The organism is Amycolatopsis suaedae, assembly GCF_004214935.1.
In the GTDB taxonomy this organism is placed as follows: Bacteria; Actinomycetota; Actinomycetes; order Mycobacteriales; family Pseudonocardiaceae; genus Amycolatopsis; species Amycolatopsis suaedae.
In genome coordinates, this window is sequence record NZ_SFCC01000015.1 from 34646 (window position 1) to 52211 (window position 17566).

Annotated in this window: 13 protein-coding genes; 5 read left to right on the top strand and 8 right to left on the bottom strand. The window is 68.9% G+C overall.

Annotation, left to right across the window (positions count from 1 at the left end):
• Positions 1 to 240: 240 nt before the first annotated feature.
• Positions 241 to 1770, top strand: coding sequence for a S8 family peptidase (locus tag EWH70_RS26880; RefSeq protein WP_130478475.1), 1530 nt, complete (start codon positions 241 to 243; stop codon positions 1768 to 1770).
• Between the two features lie 50 nt (positions 1771 to 1820).
• On the opposite strand, the gene EWH70_RS26885 is transcribed toward EWH70_RS26880, so the two are convergent.
• From EWH70_RS26885 to EWH70_RS26900, 4 genes are all read right to left on the bottom strand, one after another.
• On the bottom strand, positions 1821 to 3239 hold the full coding sequence (locus EWH70_RS26885) for a hypothetical protein (RefSeq protein WP_130478313.1): 1419 nt from the start codon (positions 3237 to 3239) through the stop codon (positions 1821 to 1823).
• Between the two features lie 19 nt (positions 3240 to 3258).
• Complete coding sequence (locus EWH70_RS26890) at positions 3259 to 3789, bottom strand: DUF3558 family protein (protein ID WP_130478314.1); 531 nt, start codon at positions 3787 to 3789, stop codon at positions 3259 to 3261.
• 3 nt (positions 3790 to 3792) lie between these two features.
• Positions 3793 to 4236, bottom strand: a complete 444-nt coding sequence (locus EWH70_RS26895; protein WP_130478315.1) for a hypothetical protein — start codon at positions 4234 to 4236, stop codon at positions 3793 to 3795.
• Positions 4237 to 4311: 75 nt separating this feature from the next.
• Complete coding sequence (locus EWH70_RS26900; RefSeq protein ID WP_240687251.1) at positions 4312 to 5097, bottom strand: ESX secretion-associated protein EspG; 786 nt, start codon at positions 5095 to 5097, stop codon at positions 4312 to 4314.
• A gap of 299 nt (positions 5098 to 5396) precedes the next feature.
• On the opposite strand from EWH70_RS26900, the gene EWH70_RS26905 reads away from it, so the two are divergent.
• On the top strand, positions 5397 to 5915 hold the full coding sequence (locus tag EWH70_RS26905; RefSeq protein ID WP_130478316.1) for a hypothetical protein: 519 nt from the start codon (positions 5397 to 5399) through the stop codon (positions 5913 to 5915).
• Positions 5916 to 5996: 81 nt separating this feature from the next.
• Positions 5997 to 6512 carry a hypothetical protein gene (locus EWH70_RS26910; protein WP_130478317.1) on the top strand — a complete coding sequence of 172 codons (516 nt, stop codon included), beginning with the start codon at positions 5997 to 5999 and terminating at the stop codon, positions 6510 to 6512.
• Positions 6513 to 6558: 46 nt separating this feature from the next.
• Here the strand turns inward: EWH70_RS26910 and EWH70_RS26915 are convergent, their stop codons facing one another.
• Positions 6559 to 10266, bottom strand: coding sequence for a multifunctional oxoglutarate decarboxylase/oxoglutarate dehydrogenase thiamine pyrophosphate-binding subunit/dihydrolipoyllysine-residue succinyltransferase subunit (locus EWH70_RS26915; RefSeq protein WP_130478318.1), 3708 nt, complete (start codon positions 10264 to 10266; stop codon positions 6559 to 6561).
• Positions 10267 to 10487: 221 nt separating this feature from the next.
• Here EWH70_RS26915 and EWH70_RS26920 point away from each other — a divergent pair, with 221 nt between their 5' ends.
• Both EWH70_RS26920 and EWH70_RS26925 read left to right on the top strand, forming a co-directional pair.
• Positions 10488 to 11012 (top strand): YbaB/EbfC family nucleoid-associated protein, encoded by a 525-nt coding sequence (locus tag EWH70_RS26920; RefSeq protein WP_130478319.1) that lies wholly within the window; start codon positions 10488 to 10490, stop codon positions 11010 to 11012.
• Positions 11009 to 11692 carry an SMI1/KNR4 family protein gene (locus EWH70_RS26925; RefSeq protein WP_130478320.1) on the top strand — a complete coding sequence of 228 codons (684 nt, stop codon included), beginning with the start codon at positions 11009 to 11011 and terminating at the stop codon, positions 11690 to 11692. Before EWH70_RS26920 ends, EWH70_RS26925 begins: the two co-directional genes overlap by 4 nt.
• On the opposite strand, the gene EWH70_RS26930 is transcribed toward EWH70_RS26925, so the two are convergent.
• From EWH70_RS26930 to EWH70_RS26940, 3 genes are all read right to left on the bottom strand, one after another.
• Positions 11689 to 15399 (bottom strand): ABC transporter ATP-binding protein, encoded by a 3711-nt coding sequence (locus EWH70_RS26930; RefSeq protein ID WP_420809098.1) that lies wholly within the window; start codon positions 15397 to 15399, stop codon positions 11689 to 11691. The two genes, EWH70_RS26925 and EWH70_RS26930, sit on opposite strands and share 4 nt — an antisense overlap.
• A 219-nt stretch (positions 15400 to 15618) precedes the next feature.
• Positions 15619 to 16506 (bottom strand): ABC transporter permease subunit, encoded by an 888-nt coding sequence (locus EWH70_RS26935; protein WP_130478321.1) that lies wholly within the window; start codon positions 16504 to 16506, stop codon positions 15619 to 15621.
• Positions 16506 to 17510 carry an ABC transporter ATP-binding protein gene (locus EWH70_RS26940; RefSeq protein WP_130478322.1) on the bottom strand — a complete coding sequence of 335 codons (1005 nt, stop codon included), beginning with the start codon at positions 17508 to 17510 and terminating at the stop codon, positions 16506 to 16508. The genes EWH70_RS26935 and EWH70_RS26940 overlap by 1 nt, the downstream gene beginning before the upstream one ends.
• Between the last annotated feature and the right edge of the window lie 56 nt (positions 17511 to 17566).

A 17566-nucleotide genomic window follows, 5' to 3' on the forward strand; every position in this document is an offset into this window, starting at 1 on the left:
GTGGGATTTGCCTGTTCCAGCAGGGTTTCACCTCGTCACTCATCGTCGCTGGCGACGCGTCAACCGGGTGGCGATACCGCTGTTGAACTGCGATTTCAAGGTCTACCTTCGGGGGAATCCGGGTTCTAGTCTTTCACTGTGTGTTCATTTCTGAACACATTTCACTTTCCTTGTTTCGCTCCTTTGTCCAGGAGGGACGACACCGTGCACAACATCTCGAAGAACAGGCGCAGACCGCTGATGGCGGCAGGTCTCGCGGTGGGCGTCGCAGTGCTCACCGCGCTCGGGGGCAACATGCCGGCATCGGCAGCGGAGGGTGCCATCCAGGGCGCTGGAGATGCCGACGCGATCAAGGACAGCTACATCGTCGTGTTGAAGGACGGCATGTCGGTCCAGTCCGCGCAGGACGTCGCCGGCAGGCACGGCGGTGTCGTGAAGCGGACGTTCTCGGCCGCGCTGCGGGGTTTCTCGGCGACGATGAGCGAGCAGCAGGCCAGGCGTGCGGCGGCGGATCCCGCCGTCGCGTATGTCGAGCAGAACCGCGTGGTACGCGCGAGCGCTGACCAGCTCAACCCGCCCTCCTGGGGTCTGGACCGGGTCGACCAGCGTGATCTGCCGCTGGACTCGAAGTACAGCTACGCGACGACGGCGTCGAACGTCACCGCCTACATCATCGACACCGGCATCCTGATCAGCCACAACGACTTCGGTGGCAGAGCGAGCCACGGCTACGACTTCGTGGACAACGACGCCGACGCGACCGACTGCAACGGGCACGGCACGCACGTCGCGGGCACCGTCGCCGGGACGGCGCACGGCGTGGCCAAGGAGGCCAAGCTGGTCGGCGTCCGGGTGCTGAACTGTGGTGGCTCGGGCAGCTACGAGGGTGTCATCGCCGGTATCGACTGGGTCACCCAGAACGCCGTGAAGCCCGCGGTGGCGAACATGAGCCTCGGTGGCGGCGCGTCGCAGGCGGTGGACGACGCGGTGCGCCGGTCGCTCGCGGCAGGTATCACCTACTCGCTCGCGGCCGGTAACAACTACGGTGCCAACGCCTGCAACACCTCGCCGGCGCGGACGAAGGAAGCCATCACCGTCGGATCCACGACGAACACCGACGCGAAGTCCGACTTCTCCAACATCGGCGACTGCCTCGACCTCTTCGCGCCGGGCAGCAACATCACCTCGGCGTGGATCGGCGGCAACACGGCCACCCGGTCGATCAGCGGTACGTCGATGGCGGCCCCGCACGTGGCGGGTGCGGCCGCGTTGTACCTGTCGGCCAACCCGGGTGCCACGCCCGCGCAGGTGTCGTCGGCGCTGGTGACCAACGGCACCAAGAACAAGGTGACCAGCCCTGGCGCCGGCTCGCCGAACGTCCTGGTCTACACCGGCAGCGGCGGCACCGATCCGGAGCCGACGCCGTGTGCCACCACGATCAACGCCGACGACGTGGCGATCCCGGACGCCGGTGCTGCGGTGACCAGCACGATCAACGTCTCCGCGTGTAACCGCAACGCTTCGGCGACCACCAAGGTCGAGGTGCACATCAAGCACACCTACCGCGGTGACCTGAAGATCGACCTGGTCGCGCCGGACGGCACGGCGTACCCGCTGAAGGCGGCCAACAGCGACTCGCGGCCCAACGTCGACGAGACCTACACGGTCAACGCGTCGGCCGAGTCGGCCAACGGTGCTTGGAAGCTGCGGGTGCAGGACGTGTACCGCATCGACACCGGCAACATCGACAGCTGGTCGATCACGGTCTGAGTGATCGCTGACTGAACGGGCCCCTCCGGTGTTTCCGGAGGGGCCCGTTCTCAGTTCTGCTTGGGCGGTTTGATCTCGCCGATCACCGCGGGAGTCGTCTGGTCGAGTCCCTGGGTGCCGAAGTACTCGTTGGGGTCGTTTTCCTGGAGGTAGTCGGCGCGCTTGTGCTCCTTGTCCTCCTCGCGCTGCTGGCCCTGGCCCGCGCCAGCCATACCGCCGGGTACGCCGGTGGCCCTGGACCCGGCCGCTGCGGCGCCGCCGCGGAGCACTTCACCGGCGCTGCGTCCGCCAGGCACTCCGGCGCCGGTGCCCTTCCCGGCGCCTGGCTGGTTGCCCGGCCCGCCCGTCGCGCTCCCGGGTGCGCCACCACGGGGGCCGCCCGCTCCCGTGCCCGTGCCGCCGGGCCCGCCGGCTTTGCCGGACACGAAGCTCCCGGCGCGGCCGGGAAAGCCGCTGCGGTTTGGGCTGTTGCGTACCGTCTCGCTGCCGTACCGGCCGAGCCCCTGCCCGCCGGGCACCGTCGTCCCGCCGAACGCGGCCGGGCTCAGTCCCGGCCCCGGAGTCCTGCCGACGTTCGGCGCCGGCCCGCCGGGTGCGCCCGGCGGAGGAACCGAACCCGCACCGGTGTGTGGCCCGGCCGGCCCGGACATGGGGCTGCCGGGCCCGCCCGGCCCGACCGGCGGTGCACCACCCGACGAGCCGACCGGGCTGCCGGTGTTACCGCCGGTGAAGCCTGCCGCGGACGTGCTGTCCTGGCCCAACTGTGGCGGCGGCGCGAACATCGGCTGCGTGGAGCCGGTGCGGAAGAGTTCACGGTCGCGCTGCGCCAGCACTTCGGCGGCCTGCGCGTGTGCCTCCTGCTGGCGCCGCGCCTCCGCCTGCATGGCTTCCATGCTCGCCCGGGCCGCATCGAAGTCGCCGCTGGAGATGTTGCGTGCGACCTCCTTCATCGACTCGTCGACGCTCCTGCCCGCCGGCTCGGGCATGTTGTTCTTGGCATTCGTCACGGCTCCGGCTTGCTGGGAGAGCCGGTTGGAGGTGAGATGGGTCGCGTTGCCCGAAGATTCGGCCCAGCTGGCGAGCTTGCCAAAGAAGGCGTGTGCTCCAGCAGCACCCTTCCCCTGCCACTCGGTCTCTTCCTTGGCGGCGGCCTGCCGGAATGCGGAGGCGAGCTGGAGCTGAGTGTTGCCGATATTGTTCGCTATCGTGCCCTGCTCATCAATGCCGCCAGGGTTGACTCCGTCGTTGACGAGGTGCTGAAGCCGATCATGTGGGAGACTGCGGTAGTCGTGATCCGAGCCGTTGAGGCCAGCGCGAAACTGCTGACCCTGCTCTAGGTGTAGACCTTGGTCCCGGGAGTAGTCGATCGCGGCCTGGTTGTGGCCAGTGATCATCGTGCCGATGTCCTGCGTCTCGGCATATCTTTGACCTTCGTACTTGCGCGGCTGGTAGCCGGCATTTTCGGTCATTTGCGACTTCCTCCCTGCGTCACTGAACCTTCGGCAGCAGCGGCTCAAGTTTTTCGGCTAACCGCCGTGAATCCGGGCAACTGTCGTTGCGCGGATCTTCGAGGGCGATCCCGGCGACGGCTCTCGCGGTCGAAGACACTTCAAGGGCTATCGCGCAGCCGCCGAAACTTTCGACTGCCTCGAGTGCGGGTCGGCCGTTGATCGTGAGCTCGGAGGCATTTGGGTCAGTCTTTCTGAATTCTGCGAGTCCTTGGGCTGGATCCAATGCGATAGACGCTGAACCGTATCGGATTTTCGAGGCAACGCACTCGTTTCGTTGACTTATGTTCTTGCCTGGTTCAAAGCTTTGACTGGCAAGGAGTTGGTTCAAGACGTCGCAAGCGTTCATTCCGTTGAACACGTCTGGTGGACTGCTTGAGCTAGAAGGCGGGGTGGTTGCGCTTATTCCTGTTGCTCGTGGGGTGCCAGCCTGCGTGTCCGAGCAGCCGCCGAGTACGCCTGCTGCAATAACAGTGACCAGTATGGCCCTGTGGGAGTAAGACAGTCGCATGGTCTAGCTTTCCAGGCTCTTTAGGAATGGGCCGAGGCTCTGCTTGGACTCGTCGTCGGCGGCATCGTAGTTACTTCTTGCAATTTTAATGGCTTCGTGCATGTCGTTTAGGCTGATTTGGAAATTCTTGAAGGTCAATGCCAAGGACTGATCGTCAGAGTCCAACGATGCTAGAACGTGGCCAGCAACTTCACGTGCATAGGGGTCGTTGCCAAGCTCGGGTGATCGGAGCAGGTTCGGTAGCTGCTTTGCTGCTTCGGTTAGGTCTTGTTTCGCCTGTTCAAGGGCCTCTATAAAAGCCTGGCCGCCTGCCTCGCTGATGGCCCAGTCGCCGTTCTTGGCTTCGGCGAGCAGCTTCTGGGCTCCGCCTGCGAACTCTTCGACCTTCTCCTCGTCGGTGAAGACCGACATGAGGAAGTTGTTCCCCGCGTCGCCTGCTGCCGTCATGCTGCCCCTCCCGTTACCGGCCGTGTGCACACGGTATCAACGCTGGCCAGGGGTTGTCCCGGCCTTCAGGCCAACTCACACCCCGAGGGCGACGTTGAGGCGGTCGCGCAGCCACTGGGCGATCCGGCGGCCGTCGGCGGGGGTGTAGGTCTGCCGCTGCGCGCCGTCGCCGAGCTGCTCGGTGACTGTGAAGAACCGGCCGTCGGCGGTGTCGAACCAGGTCATCGTGCCCAGCTGGACCTCACGGCCACGGCGGGCGACGGAGTCGGCCTCACGGGCGGAGCAGGTGATGATGCCGTAGCGCAGCATGGGCGCGGTGAAGTAGTGCTCGGCGGCACGCAGGCCGGTGGGGGAGCCGGGGTCGTCGCCGGTGTCGTAGATCTGCGGCAGGTCGTCCTCGGCCGAGGGCTTGGGGGGCTCGGTCACCGTGGTGACCGGCGGGTGGGGGATGGGACGCCAGTCGGGCAGGAAGCTGATCATTTCCGGGACCACGTACTCGGGTCTCAGTCCTTCGATCACCATCCGGTCGCCGTCCTGACGGCTCAGGAACCCCAGCTGCCCCTGCCAGCCGCCGCGGTAGCGGTACCTGGTGTCGGTCTCGGTGGTGGCCGCGACCTGGGTGATCAGGATCTCCGGCGACGCCCACGCGCGCAGCAGGTCCTCCAGCTCGGGCTGTAGTCGTTCGTCGCGGGCCAGGCCGTCGGATTCGAGCCGTCGCCACGTCCTGGCACGCTGCTCCGCCCGCTCGGTGAACGTCGGGCTCACGTACGGGATCTCGTACGGGTACACCCACCGGCCGAGCTTCAGATCCTCGTCGAGGATGTCCAGCTCTTCCATCCGCGCGCTGAACGACGTTGCCATCCCATGTGCCCCCTACGACCATCCGCAACCCTCGCTACGGTAGCGCACCGTCCCGACAGCCTCACCCATCGATCCCGCGGTCGGTCGACACGGAGTCGTAGGTTGCTGACGCTGTGTGTTAGCGTTCGCTCCAACGGGTTGTGTCATCTCAGGGGAGGGCAGATGGCACCCCATTTTCGCTGTCCTTGGCGTGCACGTAGTGCGGTCGCAGCACCGCCGGCACGAGCGCTGATGGCCTCCCTCTGAGCTCCGGCATCGACCGGTTCAGCATCGGCAGACCCACCGAATGGAGGGCTGACATGCTTCTGCGACGCCTGGCCGCCTGTGCGGCAGTCGCCTTGCTGCTCGCCGGCTGCGGCAGCCGGCTGGTCTCAGGCACGGCCGTACCCGCTACCGCCGTGCCGACGATGTCCTCACCTGCCGCCACTCCGACCGCGAAGAGCAGAACTAACGCACCGAGGTCCACCGGGCAGCAGAAGACCGCGCCCGCCGCACTCGAGTCGATGTCGATCAGCCTCCAGTCGAACCTGAACTACAAGAACATCCAGGGCCTGCTGATCAGCGTCTGTGAGAGCGGCAGGTCCGGCGGGGCGGAGCAGGACCTGGTCGGCATGTTCCCGGCGCTGGATCCCAGTCATCCCGAGCACCGGATCAAGGTCCACTTCGAACCGCCGGAGATGCGGGCGGCCAAGGACGAGGGCTACTACCTGCTCTTCACCGGCGGCTATCCGACCCAGCCGGGACGCACCATCAAGGTGGGGTTCAAGGCCTACGTCGACAACGGCGACGCCAACTGGTGCGGGACCGTCAAGTTCTAGTCGCTACACCACGCACTTGATCCTTGACATTCTGTGCTAGCTTGTGCGCAGCGTGATCGAGGGATGACCGGGGAGGGTCAAATGGGCGCGCTGTCCAACGTGCAATCGCGACTTCCGAGACGTCTCGCCGCGGGAGCGGCACTTGCCGTGCTGCTTGCCGGGTGCGGCGGCGACGACGGCAACTGGCTGGACAACGCCAGTCCGTTCATCACCAGCTCAGCCGGTACCACCGTCGCGGCGAGCCCGCCGAACGTCGTGCCGGACGACAAGCTCGAGAAGCTGGCCAACGACATCCAGTCCAACCTGAACTACAAGAACCTCGACGGCCTGCTCCGCACGGTCTGCGAGAGCGGCAGGTCGGGACAGGCCAAGCAGGACCTGCTGGCCGCGTTTCCCGCACTCGACCCCGGCCATCCCGAACACGGCGTCAAGGTCCACTTCGACCGGCCGGAGGTCAAGGCCGCGCAGAAGGAGGGCTACCTGCTGCGGTTCACCGGCGGCTACCCGACCCAGCCGGGGCGCAGTGTCCAGCTCGTCCTCAAGGCCTACCTCGACGCCGGCGTAGCCAGCTGGTGCGGCATGTCCAGCCTGAGCTGAACACGACGAGGGCCCCTCCCGCGGGAGGGGCCCTCGTTCGTAACCGTCAGCTGAACGCCTTGGCGATGATCGCCTTCTGCTCGACCTCGTGGACCTTCGACGAGCCCGCCGACGGCGCGGCCATCGGACGCCGGGCCGCGACCTGCAGGCCGCCGAAGACCTCCGGGAACTTGCGCGGCAGGTTGAGCCCGAAGAACGGCCAGGCACCCTGGTTCTCCGGCTCCTCCTGCACCCAGACGATCTCCTTCGCGGCCGTGTACCGCTCGACGGCCGCCAGCAGCTTCTTCTTCGGCAGCGGGTAGTACTGCTCGACACGGACCAGGGCGATGTCGTCGACGCCCTGCTTCTCGCGCTCGGCCAGCAACTCCCAGTACATCTTGCCGGAGGTCAGCAGCACCTTGCGGACCTTCGCCGGATCGACGGTGTCGTCGATGACCGACATGAACTTCGACTGCTCGGTGAACTCCTCGATGGAGGACTTGACCGCCTTGTCGCGCAGCAGCCGCTTCGGGGTGAACACCACCAGCGGCCGGTTGACGCCGTCGAGCGCGTGGCGGCGCAGCAGGTGGAAGTAGTTCGCGGGCGTCGACGGCACGGCGACGGTCATCGAGCCCTCCGCGCACAGCTGCAGGAAGCGCTCGATGCGCCCGGACGTGTGGTCCGGCCCCTGACCCTCGTGGCCGTGCGGCAGCAGGAGGACGACGTCGGAGCGCTGACCCCACTTCGCCTCACCGGACGAGATGTACTCGTCGATCACGGTCTGCGCGCCGTTGACGAAGTCGCCGAACTGCGCCTCCCACATGACCAGCGCCTCGGCGTTGGCCACCGAGTAGCCGTACTCGAAGCCGACGGCCGCGTACTCCGACAGCGCCGAGTCGTAGATCATGACCCGGCCCTGGCCGTCGCTCAGGTTCTGCAGCGGCTGGTACTCCTGGCCGTTCTTGCGGTCGATGTACACCGAGTGCCGCTGGGTGAACGTCCCGCGGCGGGAGTCCTGCCCGGACAGCCGCACCAGGCGGCCCTCCAGCGCCAGCGACCCGAACGCCAGCATCTCGCCGAACGCCCAGTCGATGCCGCCCTCGCGGGACATCTTCTGCCGCCGCTCCATGACCGGCTTGACCCTGGGGTGCGGGGTGAAGCCCTCCGGGACGTTGGCGAACGCGTCGCCGACGCGCTCGACGACCTCGCGGGAGATCGCGGTCGGCACCTTCGCCGGCACCTGCTGCTCCTCCTCGACCGACGGGCTCGCCTTGACCGGGTGCTTCTCCAGCTCACGCACCTCGTTGAAGACGTGCTCCAGCTGGCTGGAGAAGTCCCGCAACGCGGCCTCGGCCTCGTCGACGGAGATGTCGCCCCTGCCGATCAGCGACTCGGTGTAGGTCTTCCGCACGCTGCGCTTCGTGTCGATGATGTCGTACATCGCCGGCTGCGTCATCGACGGGTCGTCGCCCTCGTTGTGGCCGCGGCGCCGGTAGCAGATCATGTCGATCACGACGTCCTTGTTGAACGCCTGCCGGTAGTCCACCGCCAGCTTGGCCACCCAGTGCGCGGCCTCCGGGTCGTCACCGTTGACGTGGAACACCGGCGCGCCGATCATCTTCGCCACGTCGGTCGCGTACTGCGACGAGCGCGAGTGCTCCGGCGCGGTGGTGAAGCCGACCTGGTTGTTGATAATGATGTGCACGGTGCCGCCGGTGCGGTACCCGCGCAGCAGCGCCAGGTTCAGCGTCTCGGCGACGACGCCCTGCCCGGCGAACGCCGCGTCGCCGTGCAGCAGCACCGGCAGCACGGTGAAGCCGGAACCGCCCTTGTCGAGGATGTCCTGCTTGGCGCGGACGATGCCCTCGAGCACCGGGTCGACGGTCTCCAGGTGCGACGGGTTCGCGGTCAGCGACACCCTGGTCTCGCCGTCGCCGAACATCCGGAAGTACTTGCCCTCGGCACCCAGGTGGTACTTCACGTCGCCCGAGCCGTGTGCCTGGCCGGGGTCGAGGTTGCCCTCGAACTCCTGGAAGATCTGCGAGATCGGCTTGCCGACGATGTTGGCCAGCACGTTCAGCCTGCCGCGGTGCGGCATGCCGATGACGACCTCGTCCAGCTCGTGCTCGGCGGCCTTGTCCAGCACGGTGTCCAGCAGCGGGATGACGGTCTCGCCGCCCTCCAGCGAGAACCGCTTCTGCCCGACGTACTTGGTCTGCAGGAACGTCTCGAACGCCTCGGCGGCGTTCAGCTTGGACAGCACGTACTTCTGGACGGCGGGGTCCGGCTTCTCGTGCGGGATCTCCACGCGGTCCTGGATCCAGCGGCGCTCGTCCGGGTCGAGGATGTGGGTGTACTCGACGCCGACGGTGCGGCAGTACGAGTCGCGCAGCACGCCGAGCACGTCCCGCAGCTTCATCCGCTGCTTGCCGGCGAAGCCGCCGACGGCGAACTCGCGGTCGAGGTCCCACAGGGTCAGGCCGTGCGACAGGATGTCGAGGTCCTCGTGCCGCCGCTGCCGGTAGTTCAGCGGGTCGGTGTCGGCCATCAGGTGGCCGCGCATCCGGTACGCGTCGATCAGCTCCAGCACGCGGGCGGTCTTGTCGATCTCGCCCTCGGGGATGTCCTCGACCCAGCGCACCGGCTCGTAGGGCAGGCGCAGCGACGTGAAGATGTCGTCGTAGAACCCGTCCGCGCCGAGCAGGTACTCGTGGATCCGCTTGAGGTACTCGCCGGACTCGGCGCCCTGGATGATGCGGTGGTCGTAGGTCGACGTCAGCGTCATGATCTTGCTGACGCCCAGCCCGACGAGGGTGCGCTCGTTGGTGCCCTCGAAGTGCGCCGGGTACTGCATCGCGCCGACGCCGATGATCGCGCCCTGGCCCTGCTGCAGCCTCGGCACCGAGTGGTTGGTGCCGATGCCGCCGGGGTTGGTCAGCGAGATCGTGGTGCCCGCGAAGTCGTCGGCCGTCAGCTTGTTGTTGCGGGCCTTCTTGACGATGTCCTCGTACGCCTGCCAGAACTGCAGGAACGTCATGTTCTCGGTGTTCTTGATGGAGGCCACCACGAGGTTGCGGGCGCCGTCCTTGCCCTTCATGTCGATGGCGAGACCGAGGTTGACGTGCTCGGGCGTGACGGCGTGCGGCTTGCCGTCGATCATCTGGTAGTGCCGGTTCATGTTCGGGAACTGGTGCAGCGCCCGGATCATGGCGTAACCGATGAGGTGAGTGAACGAGATCTTGCCACCGCGGGTGCGCTTGAGGTGGTTGTTGATCACGATGCGGTTGTCGGCCATCAGCTTGGCCGGGACCGCGCGCACGCTGGTCGCCGTCGGCACGGACAGCGACGCGTCCATGTTCTTGGCGATCGCCGCCGCGGCGCCACGCAGCTGCTTGCTGTCCTGCTCGGCGTCGGGCTTCGGCGTCGTCGCGGCGGGCTTGGGCGCGGGCTGCGCCGGGGCGGGCTTGGCGGGCTCGGCCGGCTTCGCGGAGGGCTGCGGCTTGGTCGCGGCCGACTGCTTGGCGGCGGACTCGGCGTTGCGGACCGTCTTCGCCGAGGGTGCGGTCGCCTGACCGTTCGACGGGTCGGTCGGCGTTCCCGTGGACTCGCGTGCGCTGTCCGCCTTGCTCTGCGCCTCCTGCGTGGGCTTGAAGTCGGCGAAGAACTCATGCCACGCGGCGTCTACTGAGGAGGGGTCGGCAAGGAACTGGTCGTACATCTCCTCGACCAGCCACTCGTTGGGGCCGAACTGTGACGCAGGGCTACTGCTGGACACGGCTGAGACTCGCCTCTATCCATACTCGATCTTGGGTCGGGGTTACGCGCCTACCAGGCTAACCCCCTTGCGTATCGCGGTGTGATCGATGTGGCTCAACTCAGGGGTCGGATGGTTGGGATTCGTCACTGAATCGATACCGACTCACCTTGCCGACCCTGACGGGCGGGAACCGGCATGCTGAGGTGATCGTCTGTGCGGGAAAGCGAGGAGGTACCCGGGTGGCCGACCTGCCTGACGTCGAGCGCATGGTGAGCGACTGGCAGCGGGACGTGACCGAGAAGGCGAGACGGTACGACGAGCTGCGTGCGCGCGTCGAGGAGATCTCGGTCACCGAGTCCGCCGCCGGGGGCGCCGTGACGGTCACCGTCGGGCCGAACGGCGCGGCGACCGACGTGCGCATGACGCAGGCTGTCACCCGGATGTCGCCGGACGACCTGGCCGCCGGGGTGCTGTGGGCGTTGCGGAAGGCCCAGTCGCGCTATCCGGAACGGCTGGCGGAGATCGCCGAGGACGTCGTCGGCGACGACCCGACCGCGCGGCAGCTGGTGGACACCGCGGCCGCGGCCTTCCCGCCGGTGGTGGGCGAGGAGCCCGCAGCGCCCGAGCCGATGGGCCGTGAGCTGCGGGTGGAGCAGGAGGCCGAGGACCGCCCGGCCCCGCCCGCTCCGGTGCGCACGCCCCGCCGTCGCCGTCCGGATGAGGACGACGCGTTCGAGCACCAGACCTTCATGCGCAGGCAATGAACATCGACCAGCTGGCCACCTGGCTGCTGGCCGAGGGGCGGGCCGTTCCGGACACGCTCGTGCCGTGCACGCCCGCCGAGATCGACGAGGTGCGCGAGGCGCAACAGATCCGTCTGCCCGCCGAGTACGAGCGCTTCCTGGGCACGATGGGCCGTCGCGCGGGGAACCTGCTGCGTGGTACCGACGTGTTCTACCCGGCGATCGTCGAGCTGGCCGACGAGTTCCGGGCCGCGGCCGATGAGTTCGGTGTCGCGTCCGGGTCGGTCCTGCTGGGCATGCACCAGGGGTACGTCCTGTACTGGCTGGACGTGGACGGGCGGGTGTGCTCGTTCACCGAGGGCGACAGCGAAGCCGGCCCGACATGGCCGTCGCTACCGGGCTTCCTGGCCGATCAGGCCGGTGCCGAGCTGCGGCTGCTCCAGGGCGGGGATCCGGTGTTCGCCGTGCTCGGCCCCGCGGTGCCCGACGCCGGCGGGGTGCGGGTCCCGGGGCGCTGTCATGCCGGGCCGGTGCGGGTCGGTGACCGCTTCGCCTACGCCGACGGGCTCGCCGTGTCGTTACGGGTGGAGTCGATCAGCTGCTACGGCAGGTCTGTACCGGAGCTGGACGCCGGGGTCAGCGCCGAGCTGGTGCTGTCCGGCGACGGCGAGCTGGCCCCCGGCGTCCACCTGCGCTCCTAGGCCCGCTCCCAGAGGCGTGCGTACGGGCCGTTCGCGGCCAGCAGGTCGGCATGTGTGCCGTGCTCGACGATCCGCCCGTGGTCCAGCACCGCGATCCGGTCCGCCCGCGCGGCGGTGGCCAGCCGGTGTGCCACGACGAACGTCGTGCGCCTGCGGGTGAGCTGGTCGGTCGCCCGCAGCACGGTCGCCTCCGTCGCCGGGTCGAGCGCCGCGGTGGCCTCGTCGAGCAGCAGCACGTCCGGATCGACCAGCTCGGCCCTGGCCAGCGCCACCAGCTGCCGCTGGCCCGCCGACAGCGACCGCCCGCGCTCGCCGACCGGCTGCCGGAAGCCCGCGGGCAGCGCGGCGACGGCCGTCAGCGCGCCGACCGCCCGTGCCGCGGCCTCGACCTCGGCGTCGGTGGCCGAGGGCCTGCCGTAGCGGATGTTGTCGGCCACCGTCCCGGAGAACAGGTGTGCCTCCTGCGGCACGACGCCGAGCCGGTGCCGCAGGCCGGCCAGCTCGTACCTGCGAACGTCCACCCCGTCGACACGGACCACGCCGTCGGTCACGTCGTAGAACCGCGCCACCAGCTTCACGACGGTCGACTTGCCGGCCCCGGTGGCACCGACCAGCGCCACCGTCTCGCCGGCGGCCACGTCCAGCGAGACGCCGGCGAGGGCACGTTCGTCCGTACCGGCGTAGCTGAAGTCGACGTCGTCCAGCCGCACCTCGCCACGCAGCCGCTCCGGCACCGCGACCGGGTCGGCCGGTTCGGGTACCGACGTCGGGGTGTGCAGCAGGTCGGCGATGCGCCGCAAGCCCACGCGGGCCTGCTGGTAGCCGTCGAAGATCGTCGACAGCTGCTGGATCGGCGCGAAGAACAGGCCCAGGTACAGCAGGAACGCCAGCAGCACACCGGCGCCGAGGGTCCCGTCGGCGACCCGCTGGGCGCCCACCAGCAGCACCACCGCCTCGGCCAGGCCGGACAGCAGCGTGACGAACGGGAAGTACGTGGCGATGTAGCGTTGCGCCCGCAGCCGCGATCGGCGGTAGGCATCGCTGCGAGAGGCGAACCGCTGGGCCGTTCGCTCCTCCCTGGTGTACGCCTGTGCCACTCGCAGACCGCTGACGTTCTCCTGCATGTCGGCGTTGACCAGGCTGACCCTCTCCCTTGCCTCGGTGTAGGCGGCCGAGGACAGCCTGCGGAAGACGACCGTGGCCACGACCAGCACCGGCAGCACCGCCAGTGCGTACAACGCCAGCGACGGGTCGATGACCAGCAGCGCGACGGAGATCCCGCCCAGCGTCAGCGCACTCACCACGGCCGTGGCCAGACCGGTCTGCAGGAACGTCGACAGCGCGTCGACGTCGGTGGTCATCCGGGTCATGATCTTGCCGGACAGCTCGCGCTCGTAGTAGTCCAGCCCGAGCCGTTGCAGGTGGGCGTAGCTGCGGACACGAAGCGTGTAGAGCACCGTCTCGCCGGTACGGGCGGTCAGCCGGGTGTACAGGTGGACGGCGACCCAGTTGGCCACGATCACCACCGCGCCGATACCCGCCACCAGCCACACCACGTGTTCCGCGCCGGTGCGCACGCCGTTGTCGACGCCCTGCTGGTACAGCGCGGGCAACGCGATCGCCGCGACGGCGTCCAGCCCGACCAGCCCGATCACCAGCGCGAGCAGGCCGCGGACCGGCCGCAGCATCCGGGACAGCCGGAACCGCGGGTCGGGTTCGGCCGCCTGGCCGGGCGTCACCGGCGGGGTGTCGACGGCGGGGGGAAGCTGCCGGACGGCTTCCATGAGGTTCTCGTCAGGCGGAAGCGCCAGTGTCCCGTTCGCGTCCTGGCTCGCCCGATACTGGACAGGCTCGTCGACGGGAGGCGGCCACAGGCGCGGCGTCACGCCGGTCTCGTCGCGCTCCAGCGGGTCACAGCAGCCCCTGGTCTCGACGTCGTCGCCGGACACCAGCTCCCGGTACAGCTCGCAGCGCTGCTCCAGTTCCTCGGCGGTGCCGACGTCGACCACTCCGCCCGCGTCCAGCACGGCGATCCGGTCGGCCAGCGCCAGCGTCGACCGCCGGTGCGCGATCAGGATCGTCGTCCGGCTCGCGGTGACCTCGCGCAACGTGTCGTGAATGGTCGCCTCGGTGACCGTGTCGACGGCCGACGTCGCGTCGTCGAGCAGGAGCACCCTCGGGTCGGTGATCAGTGCCCTGGCCAGGCCCAGCCGCTGCCGCTGGCCGCCGGACAGGGTGAGCCCGCGCTCGCCGACGACCGTGTCGTAGCCGTCCGGCAGCGCGGTGATGAACTCGTGGGCTGCCGCGGCCTTCGCCGCCGCGACGACCTCTGCGTCGGAGGCGTCCGGCCTGCCGTAGGCGATGTTGTCGCGGATCGACGAGGAGAACAGGAACGCCTCCTCGAACACCACGCCGATGGCCTGCCGCAGCTCGGTGAGCCGCAGGTCGCGGACGTCGATGCCGCCCACCGCGACCGAGCCGGCGTGGACGTCGTAGAACCGCGGCAGCAGCAGCGAGATCGTCGACTTGCCGGACCCCGCCGTGCCGACCAGCGCCAGGGTCTCGCCGGGCCGGGCCCGCAGGGACAGCCCGTCGAGCACGGGCTCGCTGCGCGTGTAGCCGAACCTGACGTCGGTCAGCTCGACCTCGAGCGGCCCGTCGGGCAGGCCGACCGCGTCCGGGCGCTCGGTCACTTCGGGCTGGGCGTCGATCAGCTCGTGCACCCGGTCGGCCCCGGCGCGGGAGAGCTGGGCCTGCACGATGAGGCTGGTGATCATCCTGGCCGGGCCGACCAGGCCACCGACGTAGGTGGCGAACGCCAGGAACGTCCCGAGGCTGACCTGGCCGTGCAGCGCGAGGAGCCCGCCCGCTGCCAGCACCGCCACCTGACCGGCAGCGGGAAGTGCCGCCGTGGTGGCGGCGGGCACCGACGTCAGCCTCGCCGCCCGCATCCGCTCGCCGAACAGCCGCCGCGCGGCCCGTTCCAGCCGGGCGACCTCCCTGGCCTCCTGGCCGAAGCCCTTCACCACCCGCACGCCGGTGACGGTCTCCTCGACGTGCTGGGCCAGGTCGGCAGCCCGCTGCTGGGCCGACCACGTCGCGGGCAGCAGGCGTTTGCGGCTGACGGCCAGCGCGATCGCCACCGCGGGCGTCACCACCAGCGCGATGAGCGTGAGCGCCGGGGACATCCACAGCATCGCGCCCAGCGAGAGCACGGCGAACACCAGCGAGCCGGCCGACAGCGGTACCTGCATGAGGATGGCGGTCACCAGTTGCAGGTCGCTGATGGCGCGGGCGGCGATCTGGCCGGTACGCAGGCTGTCCTGCTTGCCGCCGTCGAGCCGGGACACCGAGCCGAACACGGCCTGCCGCAGGTCGTGCTGGACGTCCAGGGCGAGCCTGCCGCCCACGTACCGGCGCACGAACGCCGTGGCGAACGACAGCAGCTGCAGCCCGGCGAGCCCGGCGACGAGCCAGCCGAGGACGTCCGTCCGGCCGACGACGGCGCCGTCGACGGCCTCCCGGACCAGCAGGGGCGCGACGGCCTGCAGCCCGACGCCGAACACGGCGGCGCCGAGCGCCAGCACGACCAGCACGGGGTGCCGCCAGCAGGCGGCGGCGAGGCGCCTGATCCAGCCCTGCCGGGCGGGTGGTGTGGTGGGTGGCGGCGCGAGCGGCAGCCGGGGTCTCGGTGGAGCGGTGGTCACTCAGCCAGGTTATGCGCAGCCACCGACGAGCCCGGGTACACGCCGTCAGCGCCTCCACATCGCTGAGGCAGAAGCCTCGGAGGCGCTGACGGCAGCGAAGCCGCCTGGGGGAGTGTGGGGTCTCACAACGGCTTCGCTTGCGGTGAACTTACTTGTTTCACCTTCGAAAAACCTTGCAGTCCGCTTGCAGCGCTGGTCAAGAGCTGCCGGTCGGGCCGATCAGGTGATGTCCCGCCGCTGGTTGGCGGCCCAGCCCCCGACGAAGAACGCCAGCGTCCAGCCGAGGAACACCAGCGCGGATGCCCACCAGCTGATGACGCCGGGTGCGCCGGCGGCCAGTTGCAGGCCGAGTTTGTCGAACACGTCCACGGTACCCGGAATGTTGAGTGAATCGAAACCGAAAGCGTCCGCCGCGATCCCGCCGACGATGCCGTTGGCCGTTCCGTTGGGCAGCAGTGCGCCGAGGACGTCGATCTCGGCACTCGTCCACATGATCAGGACCAGGACGTTCTCGACGATCAGCATGTAGATGGTCAGCAGCACGACGGCCAGCACGACGTTGTTCAGCACGGCTCCCACGCCGATGCCGAACAACGTGACCAGCACGTAGGCCAGCAGCGTCCCGCCCAGCGCGCCCAGCCACTGGCCCGCGCTGGGCAGCCGCGCCGAGTCCACGGTCATCACGGTGGCCAGCGCCGCGACGGCGAAGCTGACCAGGCCGTACAGCAGGCCCCAGACCAGGTAGGTGAGCATCTTCGCGCCGAGCGCGGATACCCGGTTCGGTGCGGTGAGGAACGTCGTCGTGATGGTCTTGCTCCGGTACTCGCCCGCCAGCGCGAACACACCGAAGATCATCGGGACCAGCTGGGCGATGTTCACGCCGTGCGCCAGCGACAGCATGCCGACCGGCAATTCCTCGACGTCGAGCCCGATGCCCGAGGCGATCTCCCTGGCCGGGCCCCTGCCGATGAAGTCGACGAAGTCGTTGGTGATCTGGCCCCAGGCGAACGACATCCAGAACCCGGCCAGCACCAGCGGGATCAGCAGCACCCACCAGCTGTTCAGCGTGAGCGTCTTGCGGAACTCCGCCTTGATCAGGCCGCCCATCAACGCTGCCCTCCCCAGCCCTGCGGGGGCTGCTGGTAGTACTGCTGTTGTTGCTGGTAGTACTGCTGCCGGGGTGGCGGTGGCGGCCCGTGCTGGGCCGTGAACTGGCCGGCGGTGAGGCCGAAGTACATCTTCTCCAGGTCCGCCTTGTCCTCGTGCATGCCGTAGACGGCGACGCCGGTGGTCAGCGCGAGGTCACCGACCTGCTCGACGGTGGCCCCGGCGACGGCGAGGTGGCCGTCCGGCATCGACTCCAGCTGGGTCAGCCCGGCCTCCTGCAGCGCGGTCGCCAGCTTCGCCGCGTCGGAGACCCGCACGAACACCCTGGGCTGCTGCCGCTTGCGCAGCTCGTCGATCGTGCCGAAGTACCTGGTCATGCCCGCGCTGATGATCACGACCTGGTCGATGGTCTGCTCGACCTCGGCCAGCAGGTGGCTGGACACCAGCACCGTGCGGCCCTGCTGGGCGAACGAGCGCAGGAACTTCCGCAGCCAGGCGATGCCCTCCGGGTCGAGGCCGTTGGCCGGTTCGTCCAGCACGAGCACCTGCGGGTCGCCGAGCAGCGCGGTCGCCAGTGCGAGCCGCTGCCGCATGCCAAGGGAGAACTCGCCCGCTCTGCGGTCGGCGGCCGGGCTCAGCCCGACCAGGCCGAGGACCTCGTCGGCCCTGCGGTCGGGGACGCCGATGGCCGCGGCGTAGACGAGCAGGTGGTTGCGCGCGGTACGGCGCGGGTGGAAGCCCTCGTTCTCCAGCACCGAGCCGACGACCCGTGCCGGGTTGCCCAGCTGGTCGTGTGGCCTGCCGTTGATCGTGGCGATGCCCGCGCTCGGTGTCACCAGGCCCAGCAGCATGCGCAGGGTGGTCGTCTTGCCGGCGCCGTTCGGGCCGAGGAAGCCGGTCACCGAGCCCGGTTCCACCGTGAAGCTGAGGTTCTGGACCGCCGCGATGCTGCCGAACCGCTTGCTGAGGTTCTGCACCGCGATGCGGCCACTGCCGTCGTGCATGCGTGCCCCTTGGGTCGTCCTGCCGATCAGGTCGCTCATCCTGCCGCACACACCGG